Origin of the sequence: Desulfobacter vibrioformis DSM 8776 (assembly GCF_000745975.1) — a bacterium.
Lineage (GTDB): Bacteria > Desulfobacterota > Desulfobacteria > Desulfobacterales > Desulfobacteraceae > Desulfobacter > Desulfobacter vibrioformis.
This window is the reverse complement of sequence record NZ_JQKJ01000029.1, coordinates 1-19469: the sequence shown is the minus strand read 5'-3', so window position 1 is coordinate 19469 and position 19469 is coordinate 1. Positions and strand designations below refer to the sequence as shown.

Here is a 19469-nt window from a genome sequence, read left to right as displayed (position 1 = left end):
ACTAAACAAACAAATCAAACCTGAAGGAGTTAAACATGGAAATCAAAGTATTGGGACCTGGATGCGCCAAATGCATTAAAACCGAAAAATTAGTGCAGGAAGTGTTAAAAGAAACTGGCGTAGACGCTCACGTTGAAAAAGTCTCTGATATGATGCAGATCGCTTCCTACGGCGTCTTTGGAACCCCTTCCGTCATTGTGGACGGCGAGGTAAAATGTACCGGAAAAGTACCCAAAAAAGAAGATATCAAAGCCTGGGTTACCAAATAGTCTCAAAGGAGATATCCAATGAAGGAACGTACCAAGCTACTATTGATCGCAGGGGTTTTTATGGCCGCCTACTATGTGCCCTGGAGCCATCCTGTGATCCGTCAGTCCGGTCTGGAAGCTTTTATGATGCTTCAGGAATATGCCCGGGAACATGTTCTTACCTGTTTGATTCCCGCTTTCTTCATTGCGGGAGCCATTTCCGTGTTCGTCTCCCAAGCCTCGGTGCTCAAATACTTCGGGGCTCAGGCCGGCAAGCTGTTGTCCTATTCTGTAGCCTCGATATCCGGCACCATCCTGGCTGTTTGTTCCTGTACGGTACTGCCGCTGTTTGCGGGAATCTACACACGAGGTGCGGGGATCGGCCCGGCCACGGCCTTTTTATATTCCGGGCCTGCCATCAATGTACTCGCCATCACTCTGACCGCCAAGATCCTCGGGTGGCAGCTCGGCCTTGCCAGGGCTGTTGGTGCAGTGATTTTTGCCGTGGTGACCGGTCTGCTCATGGCCCTGATTTTTCATAAAGACGATGCTTCACGCACGGCCGGTAAGATTTATCTGCCGGATGAGGATGCCAAGGAAAGAACTCTTTTGCAAGACAGTCTATACCTTCTGACGATGGTGTTGATTTTGGTTTTTGCCGCCTTTGCCAAACCGGCTTCCGGATCGACCGGGCTTTGGCCCGCAATCTTTGCCGCCAAGTGGTACATCACCATTGCCCTGCTGATTATCCTCGGATTAATGCTCAAGGCCTGGTTCACCAAAGATGAGTGCAAAAGCTGGGTGGAATCCACCTGGGGCTTCATGAAACAGATTTTCCCTCTGCTTTTCGGGGGGGTAATCGTGGCTGGTTTTCTGCTGGGCCGTCCCGGTCATCCGGCGCTAATCCCGGAACAATGGATTTCATCCCTTTTGGGTGGCAATTCCATCTGGGCCAATCTTCTGGCCTCCGTGGCCGGCGCCTTGATGTATTTCGCCACCCTGACCGAAGTGCCCATCCTGCAGGGACTTTTAGGAGCCGGCATGGGCAAGGGGCCTGCCCTGGCCCTTCTGCTGGCAGGTCCGGCCCTGTCGTTACCCAACATGCTGGTGATCGGCAGCATCATGGGCGTAAAAAAGACGGCCACGTTTTGTACCATCATCGTGATCCTGTCCACCATAGCCGGGGTGGTGTACGGAACCTTTTTCGGGTAGATGGCTTCTCATGGTGGTAAATAACTATCTAAAAAATATTAAAATCTAAATAAGTTACATTAAAAGAAAGGAGTTAAAGATGTCTGAAGATTGCTGCTGTTCAAATAATAACACCATGATACTTGCCTGTTCCGGGGGCTCCAATGTGGGGCAGCTTTCCAACCAGGCTGCCATTGACCTGACACAGGAAGGTTTCGGTAAAATGTTCTGCTTGGCCGGTATCGGCGGGCAGCTCAGCGGCTTTGTCCAGTCCGCCAAGGATGTTGACAAACTGGTGGTCATTGACGGCTGCTCAGTGGGATGTGCAAAAGCCATTCTTGAAAAGAATGGAATAAAGAACAAAAACTACATAGTGATCACGGACCTGGGTATTGAAAAAAACAAGGATTTTAATTTGAACCCCGCTGATCTTGAAATTGTTAAAATAGAAGTCAAAAAAGGATAGAAGAATGGTAAAAAAAATATTTGGGTTCACGGTTCTGGGTGTTATTTTTTTTTCTATGTCTCTTGCCTGGGCCCAGAATTTCGCCACGGTTCCGGAAAAAGGGCAAGTCACCATGGTTGATCTTGGGGCCAAAAACTGCATTCCTTGCAAAATGATGGCCCCGATTATGGAAAAACTTGAAAAAGCGTATGAAGGCAAAGCACATATTGTTTTCATAGATGTATGGGAAAATCGGGACCAGGCCCCCAGGTTCAGCATAAGGGCCATCCCCACCCAGATATTTTTTAACGAAAACGGTGAAGAAGTCTGGCGGCACGAAGGATTTCTGGACGAAAAAGCCATTGTTGATCGCCTGACAGAAATGGGGGTAGAACAACCTGCGCTTGGAAATAAGGAATAACTTTATGCTTGATTCTATATTTTTAACCGTGAATCAATGGATGACCGGCGGCATTGCCCTGGCGGCTGGCGGATGCTTTATATGGGGCGTTATCAGTGTATTGTTCAGCCCATGCCATCTGGCATCCATCCCGCTAATTGTCGGGTATGTGGGCGGCCAGGAAAGAATGGTCCAACCGAGACAGGCAGGCATATATTCTGTACTGTTCACAACAGGGCTTTTCATCACCATTGCATTAATCGGTATCCTTTGTGCGTTGCTTGGGAGAATGCTCGGGGATGTGGGTATTTACTGGCAGGTTCTGATTGGCCTTGTCCTGATCTGGGTTGCGTTGGGAATGCTGGGAGTTGAAAAATGTTCCATGTCCGGCAGCCTTTTGTACCGATTGAATCTTAAGGGAAAATTGGGTGCGTTTGCCCTGGGGCTTGCCTATGGAGTACTGTCCGGGTCATGCACTTTCGGATTCATCGCTCCGATACTGGCAATTATTACGGTTCAGGAAAAAATTGCCACCGGCATCATTTTGATTGTTCTGTTCGCTGTCGGCCATTGTCTGCCCATCGTCATTGCCGGCAGTTCAACCGCAGCCGTGAAAAAATTGCTGGAAAACAGCGCATGGAATGGTGCCGGAACCTGGTTCAGGAAAGGTGCCGGAACCCTTATTTGTCTTCTGGGGCTCTATTTTGTCATTTCCCCGTTTATTTCCGCATGAGGGCTGATTTTAAAAAGTATGGTTAACTCCAACATATTTAACCCATTAGGTAAAAGGGACCTGTTTGCCAGTGAAATTAAACAGGCCCTTTCCGCCTATTTTGTTAACATGGGTTTTAAAGCCGGGTATGTTCTCTGGAATGAAGGTGAAATTGCGGGGCGGATGATTTCAATCATCTCTGGAAAAGTAAAAATATTCAGACCGCTGGCAGACGGGAAGAGTGCTGCGATTTACATTTTCGGGCCTGGAGATACCTTTGGTTTCATGCCGCTGATTGACGGATCTTCTTACCCGGCCAGTGCAGAAGTGGTGGATGATGTTGAGGCGCTGGTAATGACACGGGAAAAACTACACACTGTCATGAAGCAAAAACCGGAAATCGCTATTTTTTTACTGGAACATCTGGGCATGAGACTGCGGGAAGCCTTTAATCAGATCGAAAGGCTCTCCACAAAAGGTATTGTTCCAAGAACCGCCGCTGCGCTTATTTCACTATCTGTTCAATCAAAAGGCTACGGGAATCTGGAAATTATCTCGCTGCCGGTCTCTTCCAGGGAATATGCCGCTCTCGCCGGTTTGACACCGGAAAGTTTTTCACGGGGGATCACCAGACTGGCGGATATGGGGATTATTCATCGCTTAAAGGCAAACTCGTTTCAGATACTTGATCATGAAAGACTTCTTTCAGAAGCCAAAAACGAAATATGACAATTAAAACAATGAAAAAAGCAAAAGGGATTGATTGCTGTCAATGCATAATCCCTCATCTTGTTTTAAATTAAGATTTAACAAGTCAATAAGCTTAATACGAAGGAGTGTAACATGACAAATTTTGAATCGCTTTTTGAAACAGGACTGAAATTTCACGGGCACAAATGCCCGGCCATGCCCATGGGGCTTAAAGCAGGCCTTGCCGCCATGAAAGCCCTGGGAGTTGAACGCGCCCAAGATAAAGAACTTTCCGTTATATCCGAGACAGGGAAGGGGCATGCTGCCGGATGTTTTCTGGACGGCATCATGACTGCCACCGGGTGTACTTACGGCAAGTCAAATATTGAAAAGCTTTATTACAACAAACTTGCCTTCACATTGATTGACAACACCACAGGACGGTCTGTCCGTGTGTCTGTCAAACCCGATTTCCTTGAAGGTGCGCTCAATTCCCCGTTTGTTCAACAGCGCAAAGCCGGGGTGCCGCCACAGGATATAAAGCCGGAAGTCACAGACCCATTAGTGAATAAAATTAAAGGCCTGGATGATGCCATGTTTCTTGATGTCGGAGAAGTAAAGACTGTGGAGATCAAGAAAGGAAAAGGACTGTTTGAAACCAGGCGGTGTCATTCCTGCGGGGAGGTAACATTTGTCAACAAGCTGCGGGTTCAGCCGGATGGAAAAATAGTTTGTATAGGATGTTCAAGTTATAAAGAATAAAAAACAATGAATAAAGATATTTTAAAAAATGCGTTTGAATTTCATGGACATATCTGTTGGGATAGTGCTGCCGGAGTTCGTGCGGGGACGGCGGCCTTACGCCAGTTGAATGTTGCTCGGACAGGATCATCCGCCGGGTTGCACTGCATTCTTGAAATTGGTGAGAACCACGGGGCGCAATGGTTTGCGACGGCGTTCAGTATGGCACCGGATGTATACTTGGGAAAGGTAATATTGAAAAAGCCGGGTGGGGAAAATTGGCGATGATTTAATTGATTTACCTGATCTGCAAGGAGTAAAAAAGTGAGGATCGGTATTGATATAAAACAAATCTATAGGGTGATTTGGCAAGGACCGGTGATTTTCCTGGCAGCCGTTATACTTAGCCTGCTTTCTAATGCAATCAGACCGACCTCCTTGCCGCTTGTCGCTGACTGGTCTGTCCAGGGACGTATGACGACCGAAAGGGGAGAACCTCTCTCCATCGCACTTTCGGCAGCTAAAAATATTTTTGAAAAGAAGGCGGCTGTATTTATTGATGCCCGTGATTCTATCCAGTATGGGGACGGGCATATCCAGGGGGCGCGCAACCTGCCATGGCACAATGTTGATGACCTGTTTATGAGTGTTATGCAGGATATTTCCCATGATACACCGATTATTACCTATTGCGACGGAGAGACCTGCAACTTAAGCCACGATCTTGCCCTGTTTCTGAAAGATATGGGATTTGCCCATGTCAACGTGCTGGTGAACGGGTGGACACTATGGATAGAAAACGGTCTTCCCACCCAGGAGGGGGAGTGACAGAAAAAGGAATAAGCACAATGATACATGAAGAGGACAAAGGCTGTGAGCATATAAGTGTAAGTGAAAAAGAGTTTTTTAAAACGGCTCCCCACAACGAGGCCGGCCATTCAGAAAAATGCTCAGGCCATCATCACCATGTTGATGTTGAAGAAACCAGTGGGACCAGGCTCCTGATTACCTTAGGTTTAAATCTAATCATCCCGGTGATTCAGGTTATTGCCGGAATGTTTGCCCACAGTATGGCTCTTGTTTCTGATGCCACACACAATTTCAGCGATTTCACAGCAGTCCTTCTCTCTTATATTGCTTATAGAATCGGCCGCAAAGGAGCAAGTCTGCAGAACACATTCGGGTATCGCCGGGCTGAAATTATGGCGGCATTGCTGAATGTCATCATCCTGGTAGGTGCCTGCATCTTTATTTTATATGGCGCAATCCAAAGGTTTTTATCTCCTGAAGTCGTGTCAGGAAAAATCGTGATATGGGCTGCAATGGTCGGCATTGTGGGAAATGGTTTTTCCGCATGGCTTCTCCATCGGGATGCAAAACACAATTTAAATGTAAAAGGTGCCTTTCTGCACATGCTGGGAGATTTTTTAACCTCTGTCGTTGTGATGATCAGTGGCATTGTGATGTTTTATAGACCCTGGTATTGGCTTGATCCGGTGTTATCTGTATTTATCGCCGTTTTTATCCTCAAGAACTGTTGGGACATTTTTAAATCGTCAACAAAAATTTTGATGAACGCCACCCCGTCCGAGATTGACTTAGAGGCTGTTCATGAAGCCCTTGTCAGCATTGATGGAATTAAAAGTGCCCATTACCTTCATGCCTGGCCCGTCAGTTCATCGGGAATCTCCTTTTCCTGCCACCTGGTTGTTAAGGACCAGATGCTTACGGAAATAGAGAAATTATCCAAAAGTATCCGCCACATGATTTTTCACAAATTCGGCATTGATCATCCGGTGCTGCAGTTTGAGACTGAACTCTGCGGGGGCGGGACACTGCTGTGTGAGACGTTTGCTGCCAAAACAAAAGGGAACAAAGTGGATCAGCAGAACCGAATCAGCAGAAATAAAGGGAACAACGGTTCCAATGATCAGCCAAAGGCCAAAATAGGCCCAAAGACCTATGGATACTTATACCATATAGCAAGAATGGTGCTTGGCGTTATTTTTATCTATGCAAGTTTGGATAAAATTATCCATCCACAGGCCTTTGCCCAGGCGGTATTCAACTATCAGCTCCTGCCAGATTCATTTATCAACCTGACGGCACTCATACTTCCCTGGCTTGAGCTTATTTTGGGCTGCTGCCTGATTTTCAACCGATGGATGCCGGGAACTTCAGTTATTTCAATAACGCTGCTGACAGTCTTTATGGCTGCAATCCTGTTTAATCTTTCCCGGGGACTGGATATCAGCTGCGGTTGCTTTTCAACAAACCCAGAGGAAGGCTCAATGAATCGCCTTACCCTGATCCGGGATGCGTCCTTCCTGATACCGGCCATTTATCTTGTATTTATGAGCCTTTTTAAAAATAATGGAAAAAATCAATTTAAGGAGATTTAAAAGATGAGTAATCTGAATTCGTTATTAAAAGAGATGGATTTTAAATTTTTAAGTTCCGGCGAACACAGCATGAGTATTGAAGGAATGCGTAAGGTGCTTGGCAACGATCATTTTGTATTTCTTGATGTCCGGACAGATGAGGAGGTGAAATATCTCTCTTTTCCCTTTACCCTGCATATTCCAATGAATGAACTTCCAGACAGGCTTGGCGAGGTGCCGAAAGACAAATTCATTATTCCATTCTGTTCTTCGGTATTCCGAGGCGCTTTGGTATATATTTACCTGAGGGCCAATGGGTATGAGGAAGTAAAGGGGCTTACAGCATCTTCAGAGGATATGGCTGCGACCTTCAAACCCGGCCCCCTGGCTAAGATGTAATGTAATGAAACCGGTGTACCGGTAACCGAAAAATCGGGCCTGCCGGTATATTTTTTATGATACGGACAGAAAAAAATGGCATCTAATATTTTAATCATCAGTCTGCTTTCATTTGTATTGAGTTTTATTTTTGCTCTGGGAGGTGTCGGAGCTGCCGTTATTCTTATTCCCGCTCTGTCCTGGATTGGTGTACCCTTTAATCTTGCCCGTCCCACCGGACTTTTCGTCAATTGTGTGAGTATGCTCGGGGCGACGTGGTCTAATTTTAGAGAAAAAAAACTTGACGTGAAATTAGGTCTTCCAATTATTGCATCGTCAATTGTCATGGCCCCGGTGGGAGCCTGGGCCGGTCACTTTCTACCCACCCAGACCCTGCTTTTATCTTTTATCGTTTTTTTGTTCTTTTCCGGGTCTATGATGATATTTTTTAAAGGCTCAAAATATGCAGATCAGTACCGGGAAGATCGTCCCCTTGCAGGTCCCCTTTGTGTTGGTACGCTGGCCGGAATTGTATCAGGGCTTCTTGGCGTTGGCGGAGGTGGAATCATCTCTCCCCTGATGCTGGTCCAGGGCTTTAACCCCAAAAAAGTGGCCATGGTGACTGCCCTTTCAGTACCATTTTCATCTTTCTCGGCGTTTGTCACCTACGCTGCCATGGGATCGGTGTCCATCAAAATACTTATTTTTGCAGGGCTGGCTGGCTGGTTTGGAGGATATCTTGGTACCAAAGTGATGCAAAAAAAGATGAAGCCACAAAGTGTTAAACGCCTATTAGGCGGTGTCCTAATACTTATTGGAATCAAATTTTTATGGTCTATGGGTTTAACCGGTATTTTGCAAAATATGGGAGAGATTACGGATAAAGTTCAGTTAATGTGGTTTTGATTAAGACTATAAATGCGGAATTTTTAGCGTATATTTACGCATGAATATAGCGGGAACCCTAAACCAAACTTTTTCGTTAAACTTATAAATTTTATTTTTTGACCGCGTTATAGCACATCTCCCATTCCAAGATCGTCCCTATAGACCGGTGATTACGTCTGGCAGCAAAGCAGGCAGGTTGCACAGGGCAAGTTCCGACCGTTACGAATGCTCGCCGAGGCTTAGTACACCATGCCGTAAATCCGTCACCGGTTAAATTAAGCCAGCTTCAGGAAATCAGTGAGAGAATTAATCTGAAACCAAGGACATATTTATGGAGATCAGTACTTAGCGTACGATTTTTTCCGTTTCGTTGAGTAACGTATTGTACCGGTTACGTTGTTCTCCAGGATAAGCACATTATTGGGTAAAAAATCGGGATGGAGAAGTTATGCGCAGAGCGCTAATGGTGAACTGTTCCTATCTGGCGTGATTTGACCATGGGTAATCGAGTATAGTTCAGTAAAAAAATGGATTAGTGATCAAGAAAAATATGCTTTTTTGTACTCTTGGCCTGAAAATCAGTTTGCCCTCAATTCAGGAGCATAACCAATGAGGACCGAAAACCTTTATGATAGTTATCCGTTAATCTTAACTTTTGGCAGAAAGTTAAGATTCGTAAAAATAGAGATAGCCCTTATTCCATAGGTGTTTTCGCTATTTCTGTTAAAATAAGTTTTCTTCTTTTGATTTTAAATCTTAAGTTATATATATTTTAACACAGTAAACTTAAGATTTATGATTATGGGGAAGATAATGGAAAAAGGTCAGAATTTCAATCATCCGAAAAAGGGTTCCAGAATCGAGGTGGAGCCGCTCAGAAGGGAAAAAGATATTAAGGCGATCATCCAGCTTCTTTCCGGCCACCCGAGAGACCACCTTTTATTTGTTATGGGAATCAATAATGGCATCCGGGTCGGTGACCTCCTTAATATAAAGGTAGGGGACGTCCGTTACTTGAAGTCTGGCCAAGTTCACCAGATAACCGAAAGCAAAACCAAGAAGAAGAACGTTGTGGTGATCAACAAATCTGTACGGAAGGCACTTGATACTTATTTTTCAAACAGCACAAGCCAAATCGAAAATCATCATTATCTATTCCGAAGCCGGAAGGGTGAAAATTTTCCCTTGTCAGTACAAGCGGTACACGGGCTTGTTAAAAAATGGACTCAGACGATTAATTTAAAAGGGAATTACGGCACTCATACATTGAGAAAAACCTGGGGGTATCAGCAGCGGACCAAGTATGGTGTCGGTTTTGATGTTATTGCAAAAAGATTCAATCATTCAGATCCTAAAACAACGATGACGTATTTAGGCATAGAGGATAAAGAGGTTCACAGCGTTTTAATGAATGAAATTGGCTAAAAATACCCGTGGGGGATTTGTACCGGATAATTAATGGGACCCTATATGGCGGAAACGCCATAAAATAAAAATATAGCCTTTTGAACATAATTTGATATTATGCTGTTATCGACATATTTTATTTGGAGGAAACGATGCAGCAGATCATTGTCTCCCCTATGGATCTTGGGGCAATGCTCAAGGAATTGAGAAAACAAAAGGGGCTAACCCAGACAGCTCTGGGCAAACGGGTGGGGCTTGACCAGAAACGGGTCTCTCTGATGGAAAATGGTAATCCCAATATCCGGGTGGACAGCCTGTTCCGACTACTTTCCGCCCTGGAAGTAGGCATGGCCCTGGAGCCCAAGGCAATCGACGGTGCCGCTCCGGGCCAAGGGTCCCAGGAAAATAATGAGGATGAATGGTGATGGGAAAGGCAGAGAGCCTCAACGTTCTGATGAACGGTTCCCCTGTGGGCTGGCTGGCCCGCAATTCCAAGGGGATTATCTCTTTCGGCTATGACAAGAACTGGCTTTCAGACCGCAACAGAAGACCCTTGTCCCTGTCTCTGCCCCTTACGGCCCAGGTCTATTCCGGAAACCGGGTTGAAAATTTTTTTGATAACCTGCTGCCGGATAATATGGCACTGCGTAACAGGCTACAGGCCCGGGTCGGGGCTTCGTCTACCCGGGCCTTTGACCTGCTCTCCCACATTGGCAGGGATTGTGTGGGGGCTGTGCAGCTTGTGCCTGAAGGGGAAAGGCCAAGTGTCAAAATGGTCACGGCAGATCGAGTGGGCGAATCACAGATAGAGGCTATTCTTAAATCTTATTCCGCCATGCCCTTGGGGGTGGACATTGATGCTGATTTCAGGCTTTCCGTTGCCGGAGCCCAGGAAAAAACCGCTTTCCTCAGAATGCAAGGCAACTGGTACCGCCCTTCCGGGGCCACGCCCACCAGCCACATTTTCAAGCTGCCCATGGGTTGGCTGGGCCAGACCGGCCTGGATTTGTCAGGTAGTGTGGAAAACGAATGGCTCTGCCAGAAACTTTTGGACGCTTTTGGCATGGCTGCGGCTGACACCCGGATGGCGAATTTCGGCAGCCAGAAGGTACTGGTAGTGAAGCGGTTTGACCGGCGCTGGTCCGCTGACGGCTCCTGGCTGATCCGGCTGCCCCAGGAAGATATCTGCCAGGCCACGGGAACGCCTTCTGCTCTGAAATATGAGGCGGACGGGGGACCGGGTATGGCTGCGATCATGGGCCTGCTTCTGGGCTCTGACAGAGCCCATGTGGACCGGACCGTCTTTATGACTGCCCAGGTGCTTTTCTGGATGCTGGGGGCCATTGACGGCCATGCCAAAAATTTCAGCATCTTTCTTCGGCCCGGCAGCCGCTTTCACCTGACCCCCCTTTACGATGTCATTTCGATCTATCCTTTGGTCAAGGCTGGCCATATTTCCATGCACAAGGTGAAGATGGCCATGGCCGTGTCAGGGAAAAACCGCCATTACAGATGGAACAGCATAGCCAGAAGACATTGGCTGGACACGGCAAAAAAATGCAGGTACCCGGAAGATGAAATGAAGCAGATCATTGAAAAATGCTGCGATATGACACAAGAATGTATAGATCAGGCAGGTGCGGCCCTGCCCCCTGGATTTCCCGGTCAGATTTCATCAGCAATTTTTTCAGGGATACACCAGGCAAGGGAACAGTTGATAAAAGAGCAGCCCCAATACCGGGGCAGATAAACGAGGAAGCAGATGGAAAACGAATCCAGAATTGGAAGCTTGGCAGACTAATTTTACCGAGCTACAACCTTACTCTTTTGGTATCGTTTTCTTTGAAGGGCCTTCCACCTGTTTGGACAGCCTTTGATTTTCTGCGATAGCCACATCAAGATCGTGTTTTAATTTTGCCATGTCAGATAAAAGTGTTTCCTGATTCCTAAGCTGGCTCCTGACTGCTTCCAACTCTCCTTTGACCTGTGCTGCAGCCGTTCTTTCTGCATTGATCTTTTCTACACAAATTATTTTTTCCGCGGTTAAGTTCTCTTTTAAGTTATCGTTTTTATCTTTGAGGGCTTCATAATCAGTTTTAAACTGCTCTATACTATTTTCAAGCGTTTGAATTTTCTCTTTGTCGCCTGTTGCGGAGAGTTCTGCCAAAGACAATTGATGATTTTTCTCTGATACTTGTTTTTCCAGGATAACAACCTTTTTAGCAAGCTCCCTGGCGGTCTTAGCTTCGGCATCCAATTCACCTATCCGTGCATTGAAAGAGGCCTCTTTTTCAGCCCAAGCGGTTTCCTTTGCTGCCCAAGCTTCTTTAAGGGCAGTCAAGCTTTCGGCTTTTTCTTCAAGGATAGAGATCTCTTTTTTAAGGTTTTCAATATCGGCCTTCAGTTCTTCTTTTTCGGCTTTTTCGGCCTGAAATAATTCTTTGGTCTGGGATGTTTCGGCCTGGGCAGCTTTGACGGAGGCCTGGGCTTGGGTTTGTGCCTGGATTTTGTCGTTAGATGCAATCTCTAAAAAAGCAAACAACACTCTTTCCGCAGAAGCCAAAGCCTGTTTGACCTTGACCTGTTCCTTATATACAGGGCTGGACGTGTCGGTGTCCTCCTGTTTTTCAGCGTGAGCCGCCAGGAGAGTTTCAATAAAATCCTGTGCAGTGGCAGCCCCGGACCCTGCCTGGATTTCCTTGAATTTTGCTGCTATTTCCGAGTCAACCTTGAGCCCCAACGTTTCTTTTGCCATGTTACTATCTCCTTTTATAGTTAACCTTAAATTCTTTATTTATAAGCGGTTATCTCGGTTAACCTGTTATCTTATGGTTAACTTTAAGCTCGATACAGATGAGAGTCAAGCATAAATGAAAAAATATCGGTCAGATTTTCTAAATTTGAAAATGCGCCAGAAGATTTATATGGAGAGGATTGGGTTTTTCAAAAGAAATGGAATTTAAATAAGACGGGGGAAGTCTACGGCAGTCCTTTCACCCAAAATCGGATTGGCACATGGGTAGCCCCCTCTCCAGACTGATCAATTTGGCTTAGCGGATCTTATATGCCAGACCCTCCACAATAACAAAAGTAGTCAACGTCCTTGCTGGCAAGGGCTACAGGCTACATAAATAGACATAGCCCTCGCCGTATGATTCCTAACATTTCCCTATACGATTATCAGTAATCCAAATAATTTTTCTGGCATTTCTCATTCCGAAATTTGGGCTTGATCATAAGATCGGCCATTATACCTAACTTGCCATTTTAATTTTATTTCTTCTTGGTCTTGCAGGCAGAGGCATTTTTTTAACGAGCCATTCAAACATGTTGATTGGCTTGTTTTCAAAAAATCTTTCTGCCGCCGTTCTTCCATCAGGCCGTTTTAAGTGAAAGTTATGAATCACCGTCAAACCCTTCATTTTTCGGTCGCTCAACCGGTGCATACCATGATGATGCAGGGACAGTTGTGCATTACGGCCTTCTACACATGAACTTGACCTTTGAAAAAATCCTGCGCACTCCTTTGCCGTTCTGACCATGCGGTTGATTTCATCATCAGCGGATTCGAAAAGCTGCCCGTTTCTGTCCTGCAACACCGAGAGTAATTCTTGAGATTTTTGCCGAATCTTCTTTTTTTGTTCCGGATCTTTTTCCTTACGAGCGGCCTTTTGAAGATAAAATCCTGGAATTAATTTGCTATACATCAAATTTCGCTTATCATCAGGCAAATCCATATCGTTGACACACGACTCAATCATGCAAAAATAAAATACGAGGGTTGCCATCATTTTTTCGGTTACACGCCAGGCCTTTTCGATTTTATCTTTGCATCGATCCGGCAGGTGATCCGCGGCTTCCCGGATTTGATCAAAGCTCTCTTTCAGTTGAATGCCAACTGTGCCTGAGTCTTGCTTGTTTCCTGTGAGAGGATCGTAGGGATGATAGGCTCTGCTGATTTGTTTTCTTGCTTTTGTGACGGTTTCCTGGTTCTCCCTTGCTTTGTCCAGAGCCGCCTTTGCTTCTTGTTCTTTTTTTACACAGCGAAGGATTTTCTTGTCAAAATCAAGAGGTCTACCAACAGGTCGTTTTTCAAGATTTTTATAGTTGTCCTTGTTTTTCTCCGCATCAAGGACTTTCCTCTTACTGTTTTCATGTTCTTTTTCAGCTTTCCGTATTTTTGCAGAGAGTGGCGCTCCAGTTCCCCGGCTGATTTCATACATTACATGAAACAAATCCGGAGAATGGTGACCGTTTAAGCCTTTCGTCACATGATGAATCAATCCCTTTCCCTCATCACTCGTACTTTGAATAACCTTGACGGGAAGGTCACCAAGCGCCCCACTCACAGATTGGTTCCACGTAACTCCGGAACGGTCCTTGGCATATTTTTCAAGAATAATATAGTTGGAATTCGGTTCGATAGCCACAAGGCAGACTTGAGGATGAAAGGTTTCATCCTCACATAGGGTGATCCGTTTTTCGGGCATAAGAAGTGAAAGACGTGCTTGTTCAATATCACCGAACCGGCCTATTTGGGTGTCCATTTGATTTGAAATCTTTTGATGGGTGCCGTAGGATGCGGCCACAAAGCTTGATAACCGGGTTAACTTAAGAAAATTGCAAATATTGCGGATGCTGGCACATCCCACCTTGGTGAATTCAAAATGGAGGGCCTGAACCAAGGTATGTAAAAATTTCACACCTGCCGGACTTTCGAAAAAAGCGACTATCGCCGGTCCCTCATCTATTCTATCCATCCGGTTGAGCCAGTTTTGTAAAGTTGTTCGGGGAACGCCGACATCTCTGGCAAACTCACGCTGACTGAGTTTTTCCTTACAGTTCTTAAAATCTATAATTTTCATAGAGACTTCATCCCTGGGCCATTTTGTCTTGATGTTTGCATTATGAGAAGATTCAGCGTATGTAGATGTCATGCCCGGGCTTTTTTGATCTTTTCTGTGAATAATTATTGTTTGGCGCATTATCTATTCACAGACCGGGCTAATTTTATCTACATTTTTTTCTTCTAAATTCCTTTTTTAAGCATTCTGAAGACACACTTCTTGGCCGATGTTATGATCAAGCCCCGAAATTTCATGGATTGGATAACTGTTCGAAATTACCCTAGGCCTCATTTGCGAATTAAAATGATTTACGCAAAAAGAAACTCAACTGATCACGATCATATTCATAGATATCAAGATTACTGTGATTGATCGTACGATATAAGGAGGATACCAGGTCAGTTCCAATCAGTTTTATGTGATAGGTAATATTCATCCCGAAACGAGTCGTCTTATCGTGTCTCGCCTGTGAATAAGCCTCTTCCTTACCAGTATAATCCGTGTCGAAGTAGGATAGGCTTAAGGTTACTTGTATGATGTCCCAAAAAAACCGTCCGTACATGGCGTTCAATCCCCACAGATCGTTATCTTGGTAAGATAAACCAGAATTTTGAATTCCCAGGGTCAGTCCAGTCCTTGCAAAGCTGATGTTATCGATTTGATAATTTAAAGATGGAGATAACTGATAGTTTTCAGAATTTCTGTCACTTCTGTTGTGATAGTCTTTTTTACTCAATACAGAGCCAAGGTTGAACGAAAGTTTTTCCGTCAGCGCGTAATGTAATTGTGGAGCTACTCCATAAGAACAATAGTAATATGAGTCTTCATGGCCAATTCTAACCCGATCGAAAACCAGCGGAACAGACAGACCGAATCTATTGGTAACGCGGAAGGAGGGGCCTGTAGAGCCTGACAGGACAAAAGAGTCCAAGTTATCAAGGCTGGCATAGTCTGTCAGACTGAAGTAGAGCCCGAACTGCCAGGCAATATCATCGGTAAAGATTTTGTTGTAATCAAAACCGATATTACACAGCCATGCCGTATCCTCATTATCCTTTGCATCATCCGACAGGACAAAGGGTAGGCCATACATCAAAACAGAATCGGTGTCAGGTCCGGCATTGGCATTTGAGTCATACATCCATCCAAGGGAGGTTGTCAGGCGCCAGGATTTTGGCGGCGCCTGAGTGTCAATGAGCTGCATGAACCTGTCAATGTTTTCGCCAACCCTGGTGGGCGGGCCTGATGCCTTGACTTCGTTCAGATACAGCTTTGCCTTTTCGACGTCCCCAAGGGAGTAAGTCAGGTAGGCAAGTTCGAGCTTTGCACGGCCTGCATTTTTCGGATCAATCTCAATTACTTTTTCCAAATATGAGCTTGCTTCCACAGGGCGTTGACAGGCCTTGGCCGCCAAGGCCATTAGGAACCACTCCTGGGCATTGGAACTTTGGGAATCATGGTTTTTCTGCAGAAGTGTGAGCGCATCCCAGGGCTGACCGCCTGCCAAAAATTCCCGGGCCGTTTTGAGGTCTACCGCATTGTTGGCTGCAAAACAGGAAAAAGCGCAGAGAAAACAAAAAATTATGGATAACAGGAATATCTTGAGATTCAACATGGATGAGCCTTTCATTTATTGTTTCTTTCCGCGGAAGATACCAACCGCAGCAGAGCCGTCATTGTTCAAATACCACCAGTCTCCGCCGACCTCTGCCGGGATAGTTCCCTTCCCGCCATAGAATCGTCCGGAGACATTCCCGCCGTATCCACCTGAAAGCTCAGCGCCAAAAGCATTGTGCTTGGCGTCCAGGTAGCTATTCTGCAATGTCGGATTTGCCCATTGTGCATTATTTCTCAAAATATTCATACTACCTGTTATGGTCGCATTGGAAAAGTTGGCATTGAGAGATACGGAACCAGTCATCACCCCTGCTTCACGACTACTAAACCCTTTGTAATCACCGATCAGTTCCCCCTGGTAGCTTGCGGAGCCCTGACGCGGGATATCTGTTGCCAGTTCACCCATGATCCAATGTCCGCCAGCCAGTGTATTTACATTCCCATTGTTTTCCGTATAAATTTGAGGCGGATTAGTTTCGTCCCATGTGCCCCATGACAGATAACTGTATTCACCTGAACTGTCTGAATTGGATTGTGTGTCGATCGTATAATCGCCGCTAAATATACCAGAATTGTTTTCAATGGGTGTCAGCGCCATACCAACATGGGGTTCAGTGTCCGATCTCGGCCTTGCACCAGTTAATGTCCCATTGGTGGAAAGAGCAGACAAAAATCCGCTATAGGAGGGGGCTGTTTCTGAATTGTCGGACGGTGCCTGTTCTTCTGCTAACTCCTGTTTTTCCAGATCCTGGACGTCCGAGACAAGTCCAGATAGATAATCTTGGCTTTCACTTATCTGTTCGGCCATATCGGCGCCCTGCTCTTCAAGGGCTTGAATCGTGGGTTCAAGAACCGCGATGCTGGATTCCAGGATCTCCATCTGAGCATCTATCTGTGAGATTCTATTTTTAAGTTCTTCCTGCTGGGCTCTAAGGTTTGTAATCTCAGCCAGAATAGCCTGATTTTCCGACTGATAGCTTAATGCTTGATTGTAAGCATCCACGGCCTCCTTCACATGTTTATAGCCGTTTTGAAATAGATAAACAGTCTGATAGGTATTGTCGTAGATTATTTTGGAATATTTTTTTAACTTGAATTTTTCGCTATAGGAGAGTTGATTATAATCCCCATTGTATTTTTCTTTCAAATATTGCGCATAAACAAACCCGTTACGTATATTTTCCAGCTTATCGATAATTTCCTGCTTATCAAGCCCCGTTTTTTTTCCTTGGTACTCAGACAGTTTTGACTCGATCTCGGCCAGTTGATCCTTAAGTTCATTCTTTTCATTGGAAAGAAGTGCCAACTGATCTTCATAGGAGGCTTTTTGCTGCCAGTTCCAACTTAATTTAGAATTGATTTCATTGCTTTGTTGCTTTAAGGCCAACTGTTCCCGGGATTTTCCCTCAAGCTCTTCCAGTTTTTCCTGCGTAACATCGCTATTTGCAGTTGGTTTCTTTTCATCAGAGTCATCTTCAGATAGTTCGTCTGATTTTGAATCATCTTCAGTGATAGTCTCATCATCGCCACTCACAGGTTGAATCGTTTGACTATGTTCTTGTTGAATCAATCCCATATAATCATTACCAGTTTCACTATCAATCAAAGACACCAATTCTTCGAGAGACGTATTTTCAAATGTTATTGCTGCGTCTTTGATCACCTTGCTACCATCGTCCATTTCATTGAGTACATTGCTTACTTCTTCCACGTTTTGCTGCAACTCATCGTATTTTTTTTTGTAAAATTCCTTACTTTGATTGACAAGCTTATTCAATCGAGGAGTAAATGCCATTTCCAAATATCTACTTTCAAATCCTTTATTATGAACTTCTTCTCTGCTGTAATTTGTGATAAGACTTTCTAAATTATTTAGGCTATACACAACTGCATTCAATGCAGGATTGTTTTCATCCTCTAATGCCCTGACATTATTTCTTATATCGGTTATAGTTTCCTGTAATTGAACAAGTAGTTCGATGTGATCATTTTTAGCATAAGAAATAATTTCACTCACCTCGTCTGCTGATTTTGCATTTTCCAATTGCTCATAATACTTATTTTCAAGCAAATCAAACATACTTTCACCAATGACATACTCTGCCAATTCAGATACTTTCTGTGCAGCATTTGAATAATTTTCATTGATTATTGTTTTTTTCCCTAATATCAGTTCAAAGGTTTCTTCTATAGAAGCAGCTTGGTAGACCAAACCAACTCCTGGAATCAAGCTACCAATTGATAGACCTGTCATTATGTAATCTTTACAATCGGCTTCACCATAAGCAATATCTTTCATTAGAGAATCAAGACGATTATGCACATCATATGCATAAAGACCTAAATTTATAATTGCAATCCCCTTGGTGACGTTAGATGCCCCAGATTCAGGTAATACCTCTAATTTAAGAAGATCTGTTCCAGGCCTTTTTTTCTTTAAAATTTCTTTAAAAGTCATGTCAGAACGCAGTGTTATCGAATCATCCAATCCCTTTTGGATATGTTCTAATTCATCTATATTATTGCTAATACTTGTTTTTAACTCATCTGCTCCAGCTTGTAAACTTTTGGTGGATTTATCTAAATTTTCGAGCGTATCTGTGAAACTATTTTTGAACTCTTCAGTCTTCTGAAGATTTTTAATAAATCCTTTATAATCCTCTGCGGATTCTATACTACTTTTTAAAGAGTTATAATCCTTTTTCAGAGAGGTAATCTCATTGACCAACTCTTTTTCCTTCCCCGAATAGAATTCTATTATTGCATTTCTCCTTGTTGTTAAGCTAAAAAATTCATCATTTGCTTTAGATATCTCTCCAACGTTAGCAGAAAGCGTTTCAAATGCCCTTTTAGCAGCACCTCCAGTTGTTGATGTTGGTTCTTCTTCTGATAGTGCCATAACAGGCACGCTTAAACACATATAAAATAGTAGTCCGATTAGTATTATTTTTCGCATTTATTATCCCCCTTTGGAGCTTGATTTTCTTACGTGAATTGTCATCACTTTTAAAGTCTAAGGCGGGAAACCCGCAACCCAATAAACCGTGATATGAACGAAGCAGTTCCTCATGTATAATAAAGGTAGATCGAATACTTTTAAAATACAAACAGGAACTGCTTATGAAAAATTTTATAGACAGGTTTTCGGGTTTGGTCAAGGGTCAATGTCATAAAGTTAACGGCAAGGTTTTAAATTCATATGATGCTCCCTTTTGGCAACTTTATGTTTTCGTTCAAATTTACGCCCAGGTCTAATCGGTTCTGTTGCTCCCATAAAAAGTGTATGAATTTGCTGGATTAGCTGTTCAATTATTTCACGAGGTCTTTCAAAAAGTAAAAAGAGTGTATCTTTGGATTTTGAAATTGCCTGTGTCATATTCAATTGATGTTCGTGCTTTTTTTTATCATCCTTTTTCTCTATTACATCTTGAGCAGGTGATGCTAATATCCATGTAAGATTTTTTGCCAGGACTTTCGCATGAAAATCTTGATAAACGGACAAAACAGATGTACCGGAAAAATTT

At 44.2% G+C, this 19469-nt stretch carries 19 protein-coding genes and 1 pseudogene; 15 read left to right on the top strand and 5 right to left on the bottom strand.

Annotated features, from left to right (window positions below; translation table 11 throughout):
* Positions 1-35 precede the first annotated feature (35 nt).
* From Q366_RS15765 to Q366_RS15695, 15 genes are all read left to right on the top strand, one after another.
* Entirely contained in the window at positions 36-269 is a 234-nt protein-coding gene (locus tag Q366_RS15765; protein WP_004073260.1) for a thioredoxin family protein, read from the top strand.
* 18 nt (positions 270-287) lie between these two features.
* Entirely contained in the window at positions 288-1460 is a 1173-nt protein-coding gene (locus tag Q366_RS15760) for a permease (RefSeq protein ID WP_035240710.1), read from the top strand.
* 79 nt (positions 1461-1539) lie between these two features.
* Positions 1540-1905: a putative zinc-binding protein gene (locus Q366_RS15755; RefSeq protein WP_035240709.1), complete on the top strand. Its 366-nt coding sequence runs from the start codon at positions 1540-1542 to the stop codon at positions 1903-1905.
* A gap of 4 nt (positions 1906-1909) precedes the next feature.
* Entirely contained in the window at positions 1910-2305 is a 396-nt protein-coding gene (locus tag Q366_RS15750) for a thioredoxin family protein (RefSeq protein ID WP_035240708.1), read from the top strand.
* A gap of 4 nt (positions 2306-2309) precedes the next feature.
* Positions 2310-3017, top strand: coding sequence for a cytochrome c biogenesis CcdA family protein (locus tag Q366_RS15745; RefSeq protein WP_035240707.1), 708 nt, complete (start codon positions 2310-2312; stop codon positions 3015-3017).
* 18 nt (positions 3018-3035) lie between these two features.
* The gene (locus Q366_RS15740; RefSeq protein ID WP_035240706.1) at positions 3036-3725 is read left to right on the top strand and encodes a Crp/Fnr family transcriptional regulator; all 690 of its coding nucleotides are present in this window, start codon (positions 3036-3038) and stop codon (positions 3723-3725) included.
* Positions 3726-3839: 114 nt separating this feature from the next.
* Positions 3840-4448 carry an FmdE family protein gene (locus Q366_RS15735; RefSeq protein ID WP_035240705.1) on the top strand — a complete coding sequence of 203 codons (609 nt, stop codon included), beginning with the start codon at positions 3840-3842 and terminating at the stop codon, positions 4446-4448.
* Between the two features lie 6 nt (positions 4449-4454).
* The gene (locus Q366_RS15730) at positions 4455-4715 is read left to right on the top strand and encodes an FmdE family protein (protein ID WP_035240704.1); all 261 of its coding nucleotides are present in this window, start codon (positions 4455-4457) and stop codon (positions 4713-4715) included.
* 186 nt (positions 4716-4901) lie between these two features.
* Entirely contained in the window at positions 4902-5255 is a 354-nt protein-coding gene (locus Q366_RS15725) for a rhodanese-like domain-containing protein (RefSeq protein WP_245619985.1), read from the top strand.
* A 20-nt stretch (positions 5256-5275) separates the two neighbouring features.
* Positions 5276-6829, top strand: coding sequence for a cation diffusion facilitator family transporter (locus tag Q366_RS20455; protein ID WP_169742978.1), 1554 nt, complete (start codon positions 5276-5278; stop codon positions 6827-6829).
* Between the two features lie 3 nt (positions 6830-6832).
* A complete protein-coding gene (locus tag Q366_RS15715) occupies positions 6833-7207 on the top strand; it encodes a rhodanese-like domain-containing protein (protein WP_035240702.1) in 375 nt (124 codons plus the stop codon).
* 75 nt (positions 7208-7282) lie between these two features.
* Positions 7283-8092: a sulfite exporter TauE/SafE family protein gene (locus Q366_RS15710; protein WP_035240701.1), complete on the top strand. Its 810-nt coding sequence runs from the start codon at positions 7283-7285 to the stop codon at positions 8090-8092.
* A 795-nt stretch (positions 8093-8887) separates the two neighbouring features.
* A complete protein-coding gene (locus Q366_RS15705) occupies positions 8888-9499 on the top strand; it encodes a tyrosine-type recombinase/integrase (protein WP_035240700.1) in 612 nt (203 codons plus the stop codon).
* A gap of 134 nt (positions 9500-9633) precedes the next feature.
* Positions 9634-9906 (top strand): helix-turn-helix domain-containing protein, encoded by a 273-nt coding sequence (locus Q366_RS15700; RefSeq protein WP_035240699.1) that lies wholly within the window; start codon positions 9634-9636, stop codon positions 9904-9906.
* Entirely contained in the window at positions 9906-11231 is a 1326-nt protein-coding gene (locus tag Q366_RS15695; protein WP_035240737.1) for a type II toxin-antitoxin system HipA family toxin, read from the top strand. Before Q366_RS15700 ends, Q366_RS15695 begins: the two co-directional genes overlap by 1 nt.
* 69 nt (positions 11232-11300) lie before the next feature.
* Here the strand turns inward: Q366_RS15695 and Q366_RS15690 are convergent, their stop codons facing one another.
* The 5 genes and pseudogenes from Q366_RS15690 to Q366_RS21615 form a co-directional block, all read right to left on the bottom strand.
* Positions 11301-12044, bottom strand: coding sequence for a coiled-coil domain-containing protein (locus tag Q366_RS15690; RefSeq protein WP_156968193.1), 744 nt, complete (start codon positions 12042-12044; stop codon positions 11301-11303).
* A 691-nt stretch (positions 12045-12735) separates the two neighbouring features.
* Complete coding sequence (locus Q366_RS15685; protein ID WP_035240697.1) at positions 12736-14346, bottom strand: DUF6399 domain-containing protein; 1611 nt, start codon at positions 14344-14346, stop codon at positions 12736-12738.
* Positions 14347-14626: 280 nt separating this feature from the next.
* Positions 14627-15958: a surface lipoprotein assembly modifier gene (locus Q366_RS15680; RefSeq protein WP_035240696.1), complete on the bottom strand. Its 1332-nt coding sequence runs from the start codon at positions 15956-15958 to the stop codon at positions 14627-14629.
* Positions 15959-18901: a hypothetical protein gene (locus Q366_RS15675; protein WP_035240695.1), complete on the bottom strand. Its 2943-nt coding sequence runs from the start codon at positions 18899-18901 to the stop codon at positions 15959-15961.
* A 219-nt stretch (positions 18902-19120) separates the two neighbouring features.
* Positions 19121-19469 (bottom strand): annotated as a pseudogene (locus Q366_RS21615) (IS4 family transposase); the annotation flags it as partial.

Bases quoted from the DNA above. Each gene is read 5' to 3' on its own strand.
- Q366_RS15765 (WP_004073260.1), top strand. From the start codon at position 36: ATGGAAATCAAAGTATTGGGACCTGGATGCGCCAAATGCATTAAAACC.
- Q366_RS15760 (WP_035240710.1), top strand. From the start codon at position 288: ATGAAGGAACGTACCAAGCTACTATTGATCGCAGGGGTTTTTATGGCC.
- Q366_RS15755 (WP_035240709.1), top strand. From the start codon at position 1,540: ATGTCTGAAGATTGCTGCTGTTCAAATAATAACACCATGATACTTGCC.
- Q366_RS15750 (WP_035240708.1), top strand. From the start codon at position 1,910: ATGGTAAAAAAAATATTTGGGTTCACGGTTCTGGGTGTTATTTTTTTT.
- Q366_RS15745 (WP_035240707.1), top strand. From the start codon at position 2,310: ATGCTTGATTCTATATTTTTAACCGTGAATCAATGGATGACCGGCGGC.
- Q366_RS15740 (WP_035240706.1), top strand. From the start codon at position 3,036: ATGGTTAACTCCAACATATTTAACCCATTAGGTAAAAGGGACCTGTTT.
- Q366_RS15735 (WP_035240705.1), top strand. From the start codon at position 3,840: ATGACAAATTTTGAATCGCTTTTTGAAACAGGACTGAAATTTCACGGG.
- Q366_RS15730 (WP_035240704.1), top strand. From the start codon at position 4,455: ATGAATAAAGATATTTTAAAAAATGCGTTTGAATTTCATGGACATATC.
- Q366_RS15725 (WP_245619985.1), top strand. From the start codon at position 4,902: ATGACGACCGAAAGGGGAGAACCTCTCTCCATCGCACTTTCGGCAGCT.
- Q366_RS20455 (WP_169742978.1), top strand. From the start codon at position 5,276: ATGATACATGAAGAGGACAAAGGCTGTGAGCATATAAGTGTAAGTGAA.
- Q366_RS15715 (WP_035240702.1), top strand. From the start codon at position 6,833: ATGAGTAATCTGAATTCGTTATTAAAAGAGATGGATTTTAAATTTTTA.
- Q366_RS15710 (WP_035240701.1), top strand. From the start codon at position 7,283: ATGGCATCTAATATTTTAATCATCAGTCTGCTTTCATTTGTATTGAGT.
- Q366_RS15705 (WP_035240700.1), top strand. From the start codon at position 8,888: ATGGAAAAAGGTCAGAATTTCAATCATCCGAAAAAGGGTTCCAGAATC.
- Q366_RS15700 (WP_035240699.1), top strand. From the start codon at position 9,634: ATGCAGCAGATCATTGTCTCCCCTATGGATCTTGGGGCAATGCTCAAG.
- Q366_RS15695 (WP_035240737.1), top strand. From the start codon at position 9,906: ATGGGAAAGGCAGAGAGCCTCAACGTTCTGATGAACGGTTCCCCTGTG.
- Q366_RS15685 (WP_035240697.1), bottom strand. From the start codon at position 14,346: ATGAAAATTATAGATTTTAAGAACTGTAAGGAAAAACTCAGTCAGCGT.
- Q366_RS15680 (WP_035240696.1), bottom strand. From the start codon at position 15,958: ATGAAAGGCTCATCCATGTTGAATCTCAAGATATTCCTGTTATCCATA.
- Q366_RS15675 (WP_035240695.1), bottom strand. From the start codon at position 18,901: ATGCGAAAAATAATACTAATCGGACTACTATTTTATATGTGTTTAAGC.